Source organism: Streptomyces sp. NBC_00433, assembly GCA_036015235.1.
In the GTDB taxonomy this organism is placed as follows: domain Bacteria; phylum Actinomycetota; class Actinomycetes; order Streptomycetales; family Streptomycetaceae; genus Actinacidiphila.
In genome coordinates, this window is record CP107926.1 from 3,326,489 (window position 1) to 3,341,253 (window position 14,765).

Here is a 14,765-nt window from a genome sequence, read left to right on the forward strand (position 1 = left end):
GGATGAGTGTTCGCTCTGAGCGATCACCTCCGCGGCGCGCGTGACGGCCCCCGACCGCCGACCGCCGGCGACCGGGCCCGCCCACGGGCGTCCTGGCCGTGGGCCGGGAAAACCGGTTGCCGGGGGACGTAACGTCGGAAGGGTGAGTGAGGACGACGTGATGTTGTTGGCCGCGTATGACGCGCAGATGCGCGGGGTGCCGGCGGTGCGGCCCGCGGGGACGCGGTATGAGGAGGACGGGGGGCTCGTGCGGGTCGTCGGGCAGTTCCGGGGGCTCGTGACGGCGCCGCGGGATGTCGGCGTGCGGGGGGCCGAGCTGGACGCGCTGATCGCCCGGCAGCGGGACTACTTCGCCGCGCGCGGTGAGGCCGTCGAGTGGAAGGTGCGCGGGCATGACGTGCCCGCCGACCTGACCGAGCGGCTGCGCGCGGCCGGCTTCGCCGCCGAGGACCGCGAGACCGTGCTCGTCGCCCGCGCCGCCGAACTGGCCCAGGCCACCGCGGGCCGGCCGCTCCCCGACGGCGTCACCCTGCGGGAGGCCACCGCCGCGGCGGACCTGCGGGGCATCGGCGCGATGCTCAGCACCGTCTGGGGCATCGACATGCGCTGGCTCGGCGACGACCTGGCCGCCAGGATCGAGGCGGCGCCCGACCAGATCGCCGTCCTCGTCGCCGAGGCCGACGGCGGGATCGTCTCGGCCGCCTGGCTGGTCCACCGCCCCGGCACGCAGTTCGCCGGCCTGTGGGGCGGCTCCACCCTGGCCGGATACCGCGGCCGCGGTATTTACCACGCCCTCGTCGCCGCCCGCGCCCGGCTCGCCGCCGACCGCGGTGTCACCTATCTCCAGGTCGACGCGTCCGACGACAGCGCGCCCATCCTGCGGCGGCTCGGCTTCAGCGCCATCACGACGACCACGCCCTACGTATGGACGCCCCCCGCATGAGGCCGGGACTCGCCCCGGACGGCACGATCGTCCGCGAGGGCGCGCTGTCGAAGGTCCCCGCCGCCTACGCCCGGCTGCTGGACGAGACGCGGGACCGTATCCGCGCCGCCTTCCCCGCCGAGCGGCTGCACAGCGCGTACGTCTACGGCAGCATCCCGCGCGGTACGGCTCGCGCCGGGCGGTCCGACCTCGATCTGCTGGTCGTGCTGCGGGAGCCGCCGACCGCCGCCGACCGCTCCACCGCGGACCGCGTCGAAGCCGGCCTCGACGCGGACTTCGACGTCATCGACGGCGTCGGGCTGCTGCTCTCCGACGTCGGCACGCTGCTCAGCGAGCTGGAGCGGTTCGACCTGGGATTCTTCGTGGCGTGCCTCTGCACGCCGCTGCTGGGTGAGGATCTGGCGGGTGCCTTGCCGCGGTACGTCCCGGACGGGCTGCTCGCCCGGGAGACCAACGGGGACCTCGGGCTCGCCCTGGCCCGGTGGGTCGAGCGGGCCGCCGCGGCACGTACCGAGGCGGAGCGCTCGGCGCTGTGCCGGGGCGCGGCCCGGCGGATCGTACGGACCGGCTTCACGCTGGTCATGCCGCGGTGGGGTGGGTGGACCAGCGAACTTGCCCTCCAGGCCGAGGTTTTCGCGACCTATTACCCCTCCCGGGGGGTGGACATGCGACGGGCCGCCGTCTGGGCCCGTACTCCCACCGCCGATCCGGCGGCTCTCAGCCTTCTCCTCGGCGAGCTCGCCCCTTGGCTGACCGCCACCTATCTCGCCGTCCACGGCCCGAAAACTCCCCGCCCCGCGTCCTGACCCGCGCCTTGGTCGGTGGCTGCCGGTCTCCACACGACGGTCCGTCGTGGTTGCGCGCGCAGTTCTCCCCCAGAGCTTCGCCTGGGGGGACCCCCACGCGCCCCTGAAAAACGCGTGCCCTCTGCGGCAGAGCCCAGCCCCTGCCAGGGGCAACAGCAGGTCGGCGGAGGGCGCAGGCCAAAAGGGGCGCGGGGAACTGCGCGGCCAGCCCCCACCGGGCCGCAGGCAGGACGCGGCGCGACGAGCCAGGGCGCGGCCGCGGCCTAAAATGGGGCGATGTTCGCGCAAGACGACGCGCCGGTCGTGGTGGACCGGCAAAACGGCCCTGCCGGGGAAATCGTGCTCCGCAGACGCCGACGCGAGTACGAGATCATCGCCAACGGCTGCTTCCTGATGGACACCTCCGACGGCAGGTCGGAAAGGCTCCTGGTCGACGCCGCGCTGGAAGCGCTGGAAGCGCTGGGAAGGGACGCGCCCAGCGTCCTGCTCGGCGGCCTGGGAATCGGATTCTCGCTGGCCCGGGCGGCGGCCCAGCCGTGGGGGCGGATCGAGGTCGTGGAGCGGGAGGCCGCGGTCGTGGGGTGGCACCGCGAGGGGCCGCTGGGGGCGTATTCCGCGGGCGCCCTGGACGATCCGAGGGTGACGCTCGTCGAGGACGACCTGCTGGCGTACCTGCGGACGAGCACCGCCGGGTACGACGCGCTGTGCCTGGACATCGACAACGGTCCGGACTGGACAGTGACCGAGAACAACGGCAGTCTCTACAGTCCCAGCGGCCTCGACGCCTGCCGGAACCGGCTCACGCCGGGCGGCGTCCTCGCAGTGTGGTCGGCGCAGCCGTCGGCCGCTTTCGAGGCGGCACTGCGGTCCGCGGGGTTCGAACGGGTGCACACCCTGGAGATCCCGGTGATCCGCGGGGTGCCGGATGTCGTGCACCTGGCACACCGGGCGTCGTAAGGCGTGATGGTCACGGCAGCGGCCCGCCCCGTACGCTGCCGGGTATTCCAGGACGATTTTGTGGGGCGGAATTGGACGGCACGCAGATGACGGGCGCTCAGCGCCGGGTGCTGGTGGTCGAGGACGACCAGACGATAACTCAGGCCATCGCGGCGCGGCTGCAGGCCGAGGGCTTCGCGGTACGGACCGCCGGCGACGGCCCGGCGGCGGTGGAGGCCGCGCACTCGTGGTCGCCCGACCTGCTGGTCCTCGACGTCATGCTGCCCGGCTATGACGGCCTTGAGGTGTGCCGCAGGGTGCAGGCGGACCGGCCGGTGCCGGTGCTGATGCTGACCGCCAGGGACGACGAGACCGACATGCTGGTCGGCCTCGGGGTCGGCGCGGACGACTACATGACCAAGCCCTTCTCCATGCGGGAGCTGGCCGCCCGGGTGCATGTGCTGCTGCGCAGGGTGGAGCGGGCCGCGACGGCCGCGCACAGCCCGCGTGGTGCCGCGATCCACCTCGGCGACCTGGAGATCGACCACGCCCAGCGGCGGGTCAGGGTCGGCGGCGCGGACGTGCACCTGACGCCGACCGAGTTCGAGCTGCTGGTGTGCCTGGCGCAGCAGCCCAGGGCGGTGCTCTCCCGCGAGCAGTTGCTGGCCGAGGTGTGGGACTGGGCGGACGCGTCGGGCACCAGGACCGTGGACAGCCATGTGAAGGCGCTGCGCCGGAAGATCGGCGCCGACCGTATCCGTACGGTGCACGGCGTCGGGTACGCGCTGGAGATGCCCGCGAAGTGAGGCGCATCTGGCGGTGGGTGTGGGCGGCGCTGCGGCCGTGGGATCCGTACCGGTCGATCAAGGCCGCGCTGCAGGCGCTGGTGCTGGTGTCGGTGCTGATCACCACGGGTCTGGTGATCCTGGCGATCCACTCGGCGACCGAGCTGCGGGTGATCACCATCTTCTCGGCGATCGCGTCGCTGCTGATCACCCAGATCGTGGCGAACGGCCTGACGGCGCCGCTGCGGGAGATGACGGCGGTCGCCAGGGCCATGGCGGGCGGCGACTACAGCCGCCGGGTGGCGCGGGTGCGCAGGGACGAGGTCGGCGAGCTGGCCGAGACCTTCAACCGGATGGCCGCCGACCTGGCGGCCGCCGACCGGCACCGCAAGGAGCTGGTGGCGAACGTCTCACATGAGCTGCGGACCCCGATCGCGGCGCTGCGCGCGGTGCTGGAGAACGTGGTGGACGGGGTGTCGGCCGCCGACCCCGAGACGATGCGGATCGCGCTCCAGCAGACCGAGCGGCTGGGCAAGCTGGTCAGCCAGCTGCTCGACCTGTCGCGTCTTGACAGCGGGGCGGCGCGGCTCGACGCCAAGCGGTTCGAGGTGTGGCCCTACCTGTCGGCGGTGCTGAAGACGGCGAGCCTGGGCATGGGCTCCGGCGGCGGGTCGCGGTCCCGGGCGCGCGCCGACGTCCCGCTGCACCTGGACGTCTCGCCGCTGGAGCTGACGGCCTTCGCCGACGGCGAGCGGCTGCACCAGGTGGTGGCCAACCTGGTGGACAACGCCGTCAAGCACAGCCCCCCTGGCGGCCGGGTGACCGTACGGGCGCGTGGCGGCACGGCGCCCGGCAGCCTGGAGATCGACGTCGTCGACGAGGGCCCCGGCATCCCGGAGGCCGACCGCGTACGGGTCTTCGAGCGCTTCCACCGCGGCTCCCATCCGGGCGGCGACGGCGGTACGGGGCTGGGTCTCGCGATCGCCCGCTGGGCGGTGGATCTGCACGGCGGACGGATAGAGGTGGCCGAATCTCCTCGGGGCTGCCGGATTCACGTCACCCTTCCGGGTGCCGTCCCGGCCGCGCTTTGACGCAAAGTGCCGGTCGTGCACGTGCAGCGTGACGACGACTTCCGGCCGGGGAACCCTCAAGAGGGACCAATTTCCCGCCAGGAACCGCTCCGAAACCAGATTTCGGGTGTGACTTGCGCGACGACTGGGCCCCGGGCCTGCGGCGGAGGCTCCGGTAGGCGTAGCCTGTATTTCCGCTGTCCACCATCTTGTGAAGCGGAAGAGGGCGGTTACCGCCGTGTCGCCACAGTCCCCCAATAGCTCTAGTGTCACGACCGACCACGAAGCGCAGGGCGAAGGCCCCGCAGCGGGTTTCGGCCCGAACGAGTGGCTTGTCGATGAGATCTACCAGCAGTACCTCCAGGATCCGAACTCGGTAGACCGAGCCTGGTGGGACTTCTTCGCCGACTACAAGCCGGACGGCTCCGCCGCCACGGCGGCCCCCTCGGGCCAGGGCGGGGCGTCGGGTGCCGCGGCACGCGCGACCTCCGCACCGGTGACTTCCGGCCAGCCGGTGCCGTCGGCTGCCGCGCCCGCGGCCCCCGCGGCCACTATCCCGGCGCCGCCGGCCCCGGCGGCCCCGGCTCCCGCGCCGGCCGCACCCGCACCCGCAGCGCCCGCGCCCGCACCTGCGGCCCCCGCGCCCCAGCCCGCCGCACCCGCGGCGCCGGCTCCGGCGCCCGCCGCCGCGGCACCTGCCCCGGCCGCAGCTCCCGCCGCGGCCCCTGCCGCGGCGGCCGGGCCCGAGTTCGTGACCCTGCGCGGCCCGGCCGCCGCCGTGGCCAAGAACATGAGCGCCTCACTCGAACTGCCGACCGCCACCTCGGTGCGGGCCATTCCGGTGAAGCTGCTGTTCGACAACCGCATCGTCATCAACAACCACCTCAAGCGCGCCCGGGGCGGGAAGGTCTCCTTCACCCACCTCATCGGCTACGCCATGGTGCAGGCGCTCAAGGCGATGCCGTCGATGAACCACTCCTTCGCGGTGAAGGACGGCAAGCCGACGCTGGTCAAGCCCGACCACGTCAACCTGGGCCTGGCCATCGACCTGGTGAAGGCCAACGGCGACCGCCAGCTGGTCGTCGCGGCCATCAAGAAGGCCGAGACGCTGAACTTCTTCGAGTTCTGGCAGGCCTACGAGGACATCGTCCGCCGGGCCAGGTCCGGCAAGCTCACGATGGACGACTTCCAGGGCGTCACCGCCTCGCTGACCAACCCCGGCGGGCTCGGCACCGTCCACTCGGTGCCGCGGCTGATGCCCGGCCAGAGCATGATCCTCGGCGTCGGCTCGATGGACTACCCGGCGGAATTCCAGGGCACCTCGCAGGACACCCTGAACAAGCTCGGCATCTCCAAGATCATGACGCTGACCAGCACCTACGACCACCGGGTGATCCAGGGCGCCGCCTCCGGCGAGTTCCTGCGGATCATGAACCAGCTGCTGCTCGGCGAGAACGACTTCTTCGACGACATCTTCGCCGCGCTGCGCATCCCGTACGAGCCGGTCCGGTGGCGCACCGACATCGACACCGCGCACGACGACGACGTCACCAAGGCCGCCCGGGTCTTCGAGCTGATCCACTCCTACCGGGTCCGCGGCCACGTCATGGCCGACACCGACCCGCTGGAGTACCGCCAGCGCAAGCACCCCGACCTGGACGTGCTGGAGCACGGGCTCACCCTGTGGGACCTGGAGCGGGAGTTCGCGGTCGGCGGTTTCGCCGGCAAGTCGCTGATGAAGCTGCGCGACATCCTCGGTGTGCTGCGCGACTCGTACTGCCGGACCGTCGGCGTCGAGTTCATGCACATCCAGGACCCCAAGCAGCGCAAGTGGATCCAGGACCGCATCGAGCGCCCGCACGCCAAGCCCGAGCGCGAGGAGCAGCTGCGCATCCTGCGCCGGCTCAACGCGGCCGAGGCCTTCGAGACCTTCCTGCAGACGAAGTACGTCGGCCAGAAGCGCTTCTCGCTGGAGGGCGGCGAGTCCGTCATCCCGCTGCTGGACGCGGTCATCGACGCGGCGGCCGAGTCCCGGCTCGACGAGGCCGTGATCGGCATGGCCCACCGCGGCCGGCTCAATGTGCTGGCGAACATCGTCGGCAAGTCCTACGCCCAGATCTTCCGCGAGTTCGAGGGCAACCTCGACCCGAAGTCGATGCACGGCTCCGGCGACGTCAAGTACCACCTGGGCGCGCAGGGCACCTTCACCGGCCTGGACGGTGAGCAGATCACCGTCTCGCTGGCGGCGAACCCCTCGCACCTCGAAGCGGTCGACCCGGTGCTCGAAGGCATCGCGCGCGCCAAGCAGGACATCATCAACAAGGCCGGCACGGACTTCACCGTCCTGCCGATCGCGCTGCACGGCGACGCGGCCTTCGCAGGCCAGGGCGTCGTCGCCGAGACGCTGAACATGTCGCAGCTGCGCGGCTACCGCACCGGCGGCACCGTGCACGTGGTGATCAACAACCAGGTCGGCTTCACGGCCGCCCCGGAGTCCGCGCGCTCGTCGATGTACGCCACCGACGTGGCCCGCATGATCGAGGCGCCGATCTTCCACGTCAACGGCGACGACCCGGAGGCCGTGGTCCGGGTGGCCAGGCTGGCCTTCGAATACCGGCAGGCGTTCAACAAGGACGTCGTGATCGACCTGATCTGCTACCGCCGCCGCGGGCACAACGAGTCGGACAACCCGGCCTTCACCCAGCCGCTGATGTACGACCTGATCGACAAGAAGCGCTCGGTGCGCAAGCTCTACACCGAGTCGCTGATCGGCCGGGGCGACATCACCCTGGAGGAGGCCGAGCAGGCCCTTCAGGACTACCAGGGCCAGCTGGAGAAGGTCTTCACCGAGGTCCGCGAGGCCACCGCGGCGCCCGTCGAGCACGAGGCGTCCGGCTCCCAGTCGGAATTCCCGGTCGCCGTGCCGACCGCGGTGTCCGCCGAGGTCGTCAAGCGGATCGCCGCCTCCCAGGTCGACATCCCCGAGCACGTCACCGTCCACCCGCGGCTGCTGCCGCAGCTCCAGCGCCGTGCGGCGATGGTCGAGGACGGCACGATCGACTGGGGCATGGGCGAGACGCTGGCCATCGGTTCGCTGCTGCTCGAAGGCACCACCGTCCGGCTGGCCGGCCAGGACTCCCGCCGCGGCACCTTCGGCCAGCGGCACGCGGTGCTCATCGACCGGGAGACCGGCGAGGACTACACCCCGCTGCTCTACCTGTCCGAGGACCAGGCCCGCTACAACGTCTACGACTCGCTGCTCAGCGAGTACGCGGCGATGGGCTTCGAGTACGGCTACTCGCTGGCCCGCCCGGACGCGCTGGTGATGTGGGAGGCGCAGTTCGGCGACTTCGTCAACGGGGCGGCCACCATCGTCGACGAGTTCATCTCCTCGGCCGAGCAGAAGTGGGGCCAGACCTCCGGCGTCACGCTGCTGCTGCCGCACGGCTACGAGGGCCAGGGCCCGGACCACTCCTCGGCCCGGATCGAGCGCTTCCTCCAGCTGTGCGCGCAGAACAACATGACGGTGGCGGTCCCGACCACCCCGGCGAACTACTTCCACCTGCTGCGCTGGCAGGTCCACAACCCGCACCACAAGCCGCTGATCGTCTTCACCCCGAAGTCGATGCTCCGGCTCAAGGCGGCGGCCTCCAAGGCCGAGGACTTCACCTCGGGCGCCTTCCAGCCGGTCATCGCCGACCACTCGGTCGAGGCCGACGCGGTCCGCAAGGTCGTCTTCTGCTCCGGCAAGGTCTACTACGACCTGGTCGCCGAGCGGGAGCGCCGCGGCGCCGGCGACGTGGCCTTCATCCGCGTCGAGCGGCTCTACCCGCTGCCCGGTGTGGAGATCCAGGCGGCCATCGCGCCCTACACCAAGGCGCAGAAGTTCGTCTGGGCGCAGGACGAGCCGGCCAACCAGGGCGCCTGGCCCTTCATCGCCCTCAATCTGATCGACCACCTCGACCTGCTCCTGGGCGCGGCCCCCGACAACGCGGACCGCCTCCGCCGCGTCTCCCGCCCGGCCTCCTCCTCGCCCGCCGTCGGCTCCGCCAAGCGGCACCAGGCGCAGCAGGAAGAGCTGATCAACGAGGTCTTCGACATCTGACGGCTTCGCACCGCGCACGACGGCGGGTGGCCCGCACCTCTCAGGTACGGGCCACCCGCCGTTTCGCGTGACGGGGCCGGTCAGGGGGCGATCGGCTCGAAGTCCCAGTGCGGGCGGGTCCGGGAGCGGGCCGCGACGGTGTGCGGGTGCTGGGGGCCGAGGGTGGCGGCCAGCGTGGCGAGGGCCTCCTCCTCGACCTTGTCGGCCTCCGGGCGCTTGCGGAGGTTGCGCAGGTCGGTGGCCAGGGCGATACGGCAGGACAGGGTCAGCGGGTGCTCCTTGCCCAGGGTGGCGGTGGCGCGCTCGGCGGTGGCGCGGCTCAGGTCGGCGGCGCTCTCCGGGTCGCCGGCGAAATTGCGGGCGCCCGAGGCGTTCAGCGCGCATCCCAGGGTCCAGGGATGGTCGTCGCCGACCGCGCGGGTCATGGCGACCAGGGAGCTCTCGATCTCGATCTGCGACTGCTGGCGCTCACCGGCGGCCCGCAGGATCAGGCCGTGGTTGCCGAGCACACCGGCGGTGTACGGGTGGTCGTCGCCGAACTGCCTGCGGTATTCGTGCAGCGCGAACTCGCCCAGGTCGCGGGCCCGGTCGAGGTCGCCGTGCTGGCGCTCGAAGCTGGCGAAGGTCACCGCGACCCGCACGGTCAGCGGGTCGAGGTCGCCGAGCACCCGCTGGCAGCGCTCCAACAGCCTGGCCTGGAGGTTCGCCGCCTGCGAGCGGTCGCCGCCGCGGTAGTAGCACAGCGCGAGATTGTGCTCGGCGCGCAGCGTCTGCGGGTTGTCGGCGCCCAGGACGGTCCTGTGGACCTCGCAGTTGCGCTCCTGGACGGAGATGGCCTGCTCGTAGCGGCCCAGCAGCCGCAGGTCGTGGCCGAAGGAGTTCTCCGACGACAGCGTCCAGTTGTGGCGGTCGCGCAGCAGTTCGCGGCGGGCCTCCATGGTGACCTGGTCCAGCTCCATCGCCTCCTGGTAGCGGCCGAGCAGCCGGTAGGTGACGGCGATGTTGTGCTGGGCGCTGAGGGTGCGGGAGTCCTGGGCCCCGACCAGTTCCGCGTAGCCGTCGCGGACGAACTGCGAGAGGTCGAGGGCCTCCTCGTAGCGGCCGAGGTTGCGCAGGTCGGCGGCCAGGCCGCCGCCGGCCCGCATGACCAGCAGGTCGCGGTCGCCGCGGTCGGCGCGCAACTGGTCGTAGGCGGTGCGGTCGAGGGACTCGGTGGCCAGGTAGTCGCCGGTGGCGCGCATCAGGTTGGCGCGGTGGTGGATCAGGTCCCACAGCCGGGGATGCCCGGCGTCCAGCAGCCGCGGCCAGTGCTCGGCCGCGCCGACGGCGATCTCCAGGCCCGCCCCGTATTCCCCGGACAGGTAGAGGTAGCGCAGGCAGTTGAGCACCATGACCTGGATCTCGGGGTTGGTGCTCTCCAGCGCCCCGGACGACGCCAGGTGCGGCACGATCTCGGCGTAGCGCGGCCACAGCCGGGTGTCGCTGGGGCGTCCGGGGTCGGCGGCGGCGAGGATCTTGCGCACCACCCGGGAGTAGGTGTTCAACTCCTCCTCCGGCATGTCGGCGCGGACCGCCTGGTAGACCAGCCGGTGCATCTGGACGACCTCGGTGGAGCCGACCGACTCCTCCGCGGTGGTCTCCTGCGGGTCGGACTGGATGACCGACCACTGGGCGAGCTTGCTGATCGCCGAATTCCACAGCAGCGGGTCCTCCATGAGCCCGATGAGCTGCTCGGGCACATCGCGGATCTGGAGGTCGCGCAGCAGCCGGACCGGGATCGGCCCCGGTGCGAAGAAGACGCACAGCCGCAGCAGGTCGACGGCTTCCGGCTTGTCCTCGCGGAGCCGGTTGAGCAGTATCGAGAAGGCGGTGTAGTACGTCATCTGGAAGTCGGCTGCGACCTTGAGGCCGGGTTCGATGTCGGCCCCGTGCCGCAGCAGTTCGATGTATTCGTCCACCGGGGTGTTGGAGTCGTTGAGCGCCCCGGCGTTCTGGTCCAGGGCCAGGGCCAGGTCGCCGAGCGCCTCGGCCAGCTTGTCGGCGTCGGCCTCGTCCAGGCGGGGCGCGCGGCGGCGGACGAAGGCGACCGACTCGACGCGGTCGTAGACCGGGACCTCGATCAGGACGCTGTTGTGCTCGCTCCACTCGCGGTTCTGCGAGGTGATCAGGACGTGCCCGGGGCCGTTCGGGACGAGGTCGTGGATGTCGTCGGGCTGGTCGGCGCCGTCGAGGATCACCAGCCAGCGCCCGTACGGCTCGCCCCGGCGCAGGGCGTCGCGCACCGCGCGCAGCCGCTCGCCGTACTCGCGCCCGGTGACCAGGCCGAGCGCCGGTGCGAGCCCGGCGAGCTTCTCGCGCAGGGTGCCGCGCTCGGCGGCGCGGACCCACCACACCACGTCGTATTCGGGCAGGAAGCGGTAGACGTACTCGGTCGCGATATGCGTCTTGCCGACCCCTGACAGGCCGAACAGGGTGACGACGCCCGCGCCCGGCTCGGCCTGCTGGAACTGCTGGTGCATCTCGCCGAGCAGTTCCTCGCGGCCGGTGAAGCGGGTGTTGCGGCGCGGCATGCCGCCCCACACGTCGGGCTGCTCCAGGGGGAAGCGGGGTCCGCCGCCACCTCCGAGGGTGTCGCCCGTGGAGCCGCGCGAGGGGTTGATGCCGAGCCGGTTGAGCAGCCGGCGCTCGGCCTCGGCGGCGCCCAGGCCCCACAGGTCGGCGGCGGCGAGGGAGGCGACGGCGCTGGGCAGGGCGGCGGGCGTCACCGAGACGGCGGCGAAGCGCTCGCTGTTGGGCGGCACGATCCGGCGCAGCGCGGCATTCCACTCCTCGTGGGTGCGCGGGCCGAGCCGGAAATACCACTCGGAGAGCACGATCAGCACGCGGCCCTCGGACAGCAGCAGGTCTTCGAGGTCGCTGTCGATGTGGCTGTCAGGGGTGATGTCCAGCCGCTGGAGCACCACCTGGACGCCGTATTTCTCCAGCCTGCTGGCGATCCAGGTGGCCCAGGCCCTGTTGTAGCCAGCGAAGCTGATGGTCACCGGGCCGCGTGCGATTGCCGCCGCCGTGCTGCGCCCTCCGGCCATTCGACCGTCTCCCTCGTCTCCGTGCGGTGTCCTGACGGACCAACAGGTCGCCTGTGCCAGAAACTCTACTGATTGATCCCCCCGTGACGTGGCCTCACGCGCGCTTCCGGCGACTTCCGATCAGGCTGGTCCGCGGTGTCACCCCTGCCCGCGGCGCCACATGACGCGGGCGGTCTCGACGTAGGCGGTGGCCCGTGCGAGGTGCCCGTCGGGTGGCGCGTGGGCCTTGAGCCCGGCCTGGTGCGCCGCCATCGCGGTGACCAGGGTGCGGCCCTGCGGGGTGAGGCAGTTGGAGCCGAGCAGCTGCGGAAGCGCCACGTCGACCTGCTGGCGGCACCGGCAGTGGTCGGCCCAGGCGGCGTCCCTGACGGCGGGCGCGGCGCCGCTGAGCGCGACCCGCAGGTGGAAGTCGGCCAGCGCGATATGCGCGTAGGCCCCCTGGAAGAGGCCGTCCAGGGGCCGGGGGTCGGGGCGCCAGGGCGCCCAGTAGCGGGGGCTGCCGTCCGCGGTGTGCAGGACGGTCAGCGCGGACAGCGCGTACAGCTTGGCGTGCTGGAGCTCGTGCACCAGGGTCGCGGCCAGTTCGAGGCCGCTGCGCGGGGTGCTGCTCAGCAGGGCGCCGAAGGCGTCGCCGCGGGTGGCGCTGTATTGCGCCGTGGTCGAGCCGGCGAGCGGCACGAAGCAGCCGAGCAGCGCGCCGGCCTCCTGGGTGCGCCCGGCGCCGCCGAGCCGCGTCCACGGCTGGGCGTCCTGCCAGGCGCTGCGCCAGCGGGCGTGCTGGCCGGGCTCCAGGGCGCCGGACACGGGCAGCCCGTAGGGGCCGGCCCGGCGCCCTTCGCGGTAGGGGTCGACGTCGTCGAGCAGCACCGGCGGCCCGCCGTCGGCGCGCAGCGCCCTGATGGGCCGCCACCCGGCCGCCGCCGAGCGCCATGTCCCGTCGGGCCCGCGCCGGACCTCGACCTTGCGCGCCGGGGTGCCGCCGCCCGTCTGCACGTGCAGCCACAGGGTCCTGCCCTCGCCGACCACCTTTGCCGCGGCGACGCCGGGGCCGACCGTGCAGGCGCCGACGGTGGGCAGGGTCAGCAGGCCGCCCCGCACGGTGACGTCGGCGCTGAAGCGCAGGCCCGCGCAGGCCGCCGCGGCCGCCGCGAGGGCGCCGAGGTGGGCGAGCGTCACCGCGGGCGGCAGCGGCGGGTCGGGCACGGTGAGGGCGCGCAGCGCGAGGTCCGCCCACGCCCCGGTCATCGGGTAGTGGACGACGCGGTGGGCGGCGGCCGGGTCGGCGCTCTCCGCCGCGGCCAGCAGCCGCCAGTCGGCGAGCGCGCGGGCGGCGGCGGCCGGGGGCAGCACGGAGGGCGGCGCCTCGGCGACGGCGTCGAGCAGCGCGCGCAGGACCAGCAGCCGGCGGCGGCGCTGCTGGGTGACCAGCAGGTCGAGCGCGCGGGCGTCGCCGCCGGTGCCGCCGAGGGCGCGCAGCATGTCGTCGGATACGGTCACGGGACGCTCTCCCGTGGTGCGGGTCCGGCACCTGCCGCCGCGGCGAGTCGGGAGCCGATGTGGCGGATCAGATGGGCCAGGTCGGCGCAGTAGACGGACCGGTTGCGGAAGCCGACGCCCGCCAGGTAGCGGTGGGCGTAGTGGCCGCCGCCGCAGACCGTGACCAGCGCGCAGGCCGCGCATTCGGCGCCGAGCCCGGCCAGGCCCGCCTGGCGGGCGGCGACGCCGGGGTGCGCGAGGACCTCGTCGAAGCTGTGGCGGAAGACGTCCATGCCGGTGGCGGCGGCGCCTTCGTAGGCGGATTTCAGCGAGTCGACCTGCTCGATGCTGCCGTCGGTCTCGACGACGGCGGCGGTGAAAGGCTGGAGCCCGAGGCGTTCGGTGGCCGCGGGCACCCCGAGCAGCAGCGCGACGCACTCCTCGAAGAGCCGGACCCTGGTCTCGCGGCGGTCGGCCTGCCACCAGCGGTCGAAGACAGCGGTCAGCCAGCGGCCGTAGGGTGCCGGGTCGGCGGGCCTGGCGGGCAGTCCGGGCGGCGGCACCGTCCAGTTGCCGTGCGGCAGCAGCAGGTCGATCGCGGGCGGCGCGAAGGCCAGCAGCGACTCGTAGACCTCGACGGGGTCGTGCCGCAGGTCCACCACGCACAGGACCCCGGCGTAGGCCTCGGGCGCGGTGGCGGCGAGCAGCCGCAGCCCGGCCGCGGCGGCGGGCCACCCGGGGCGGCCCGCGTGGTCCACCCGGGCCGTGTTGTGCCCGGGGCGGCCGCCGTCGAGGCTGACGCCGATCCGTATACGCGCGTCGCGCAGCCGGGCGACGCGGTCCCGGGTGAGCAGCGTGGCATTGGTCTGCACGGAGGCGTGCACGGTGCACGGGACGGTCCGCCGGAGCCGCTCGACGTCGGCGGCCAGCCGGTCGGCGCCGGCCAGCAGGGGTTCGCCGCCGTGCAGGACGACGGCGACCTCGCGCAGCCGGTGCGCGGCGGCGTGCTCGGCGATGCGGTGCGCGGTGCGCTCGGCGACGCGGGCCGCGACCGTACGGGGGCGGTGGCGCCAGCCGTCGTCCTGGCCGGCGTAGAGGTAGCAATATGTGCACGCGAGGTTGCACCGGCTGTGCGTTTTGAGTATGAACTGCCTTATGGGCTCTGCGCTCCGCGCGGTGTGCTGCTCCTGCGGCTGCCACTGCTGGGCCACATCGCCTCCCCGTGTCCGGGGCCGCCCCGTCGTCCCTCGCGTTTTTCCCGCCGCACAGCCCACTGCAAACGCACGGCGTTCGTTTTGGCCGTAATCGTGCCCTCCGCGCCCCGGCCGCCCGGCGGGCGGGACGGGACGCTCCCCGGCGGTGGACGGCCGCCGCTACATCGAGTTGTCGAAGCCCCAGAGCGTCTCGCCGCCGGGGGTGGCGACCCGCTCCCGCAGGTCGGTCAACAGGGCGGCGAGCACCGGGTGTTCGACTGTTCGCAGGCTCTCCAGGTCGAGGGTCAGTACATCCGGCGCGGTCGCGCCGGCGGGCGGCTCTGCTTCCATCACGGACCTCCGTG

10 protein-coding genes are annotated in these 14,765 nt (G+C 72.8%); 6 read left to right on the forward strand and 4 right to left on the reverse strand.

Annotated elements, in window-relative coordinates; translation table 11 throughout:
• The first annotated feature begins 160 nt into the window (after positions 1-160).
• From OG900_13660 to OG900_13685, 6 genes are all read left to right on the forward strand, one after another.
• Positions 161-943 carry a GNAT family N-acetyltransferase gene (locus OG900_13660; GenBank protein WUH95743.1) on the forward strand — a complete coding sequence of 261 codons (783 nt, stop codon included), beginning with the start codon at positions 161-163 and terminating at the stop codon, positions 941-943.
• Positions 940-1,749: a nucleotidyltransferase domain-containing protein gene (locus tag OG900_13665; GenBank protein ID WUH91048.1), complete on the forward strand. Its 810-nt coding sequence runs from the start codon at positions 940-942 to the stop codon at positions 1,747-1,749. Before OG900_13660 ends, OG900_13665 begins: the two co-directional genes overlap by 4 nt.
• 276 nt (positions 1,750-2,025) lie before the next feature.
• Entirely contained in the window at positions 2,026-2,706 is a 681-nt protein-coding gene (locus OG900_13670) for a spermidine synthase (protein ID WUH91049.1), read from the forward strand.
• 86 nt (positions 2,707-2,792) lie between these two features.
• Positions 2,793-3,491: a response regulator transcription factor gene (locus OG900_13675; protein ID WUH91050.1), complete on the forward strand. Its 699-nt coding sequence runs from the start codon at positions 2,793-2,795 to the stop codon at positions 3,489-3,491.
• Positions 3,488-4,561 carry an ATP-binding protein gene (locus OG900_13680; GenBank protein WUH91051.1) on the forward strand — a complete coding sequence of 358 codons (1,074 nt, stop codon included), beginning with the start codon at positions 3,488-3,490 and terminating at the stop codon, positions 4,559-4,561. Before OG900_13675 ends, OG900_13680 begins: the two co-directional genes overlap by 4 nt.
• A gap of 217 nt (positions 4,562-4,778) precedes the next feature.
• Positions 4,779-8,645, forward strand: a complete 3,867-nt coding sequence (locus tag OG900_13685) for a multifunctional oxoglutarate decarboxylase/oxoglutarate dehydrogenase thiamine pyrophosphate-binding subunit/dihydrolipoyllysine-residue succinyltransferase subunit (GenBank protein ID WUH91052.1) — start codon at positions 4,779-4,781, stop codon at positions 8,643-8,645.
• Positions 8,646-8,725: 80 nt separating this feature from the next.
• Here the strand turns inward: OG900_13685 and fxsT are convergent, their stop codons facing one another.
• From fxsT to fxsA, 4 genes are all read right to left on the reverse strand, one after another.
• Positions 8,726-11,731, reverse strand: a complete 3,006-nt coding sequence (fxsT, locus tag OG900_13690) for an FxSxx-COOH system tetratricopeptide repeat protein (GenBank protein ID WUH91053.1) — start codon at positions 11,729-11,731, stop codon at positions 8,726-8,728.
• Between the two features lie 138 nt (positions 11,732-11,869).
• Positions 11,870-13,228: an HEXXH motif-containing putative peptide modification protein gene (locus OG900_13695; protein WUH91054.1), complete on the reverse strand. Its 1,359-nt coding sequence runs from the start codon at positions 13,226-13,228 to the stop codon at positions 11,870-11,872.
• On the reverse strand, positions 13,225-14,418 hold the full coding sequence (locus tag OG900_13700) for an FxsB family radical SAM/SPASM domain protein (protein ID WUH91055.1): 1,194 nt from the start codon (positions 14,416-14,418) through the stop codon (positions 13,225-13,227). Before OG900_13700 ends, OG900_13695 begins: the two co-directional genes overlap by 4 nt.
• Positions 14,419-14,580: 162 nt before the next feature.
• Positions 14,581-14,751 carry an FxSxx-COOH protein gene (fxsA, locus tag OG900_13705; GenBank protein ID WUH91056.1) on the reverse strand — a complete coding sequence of 57 codons (171 nt, stop codon included), beginning with the start codon at positions 14,749-14,751 and terminating at the stop codon, positions 14,581-14,583.
• Between the last annotated feature and the right edge of the window lie 14 nt (positions 14,752-14,765).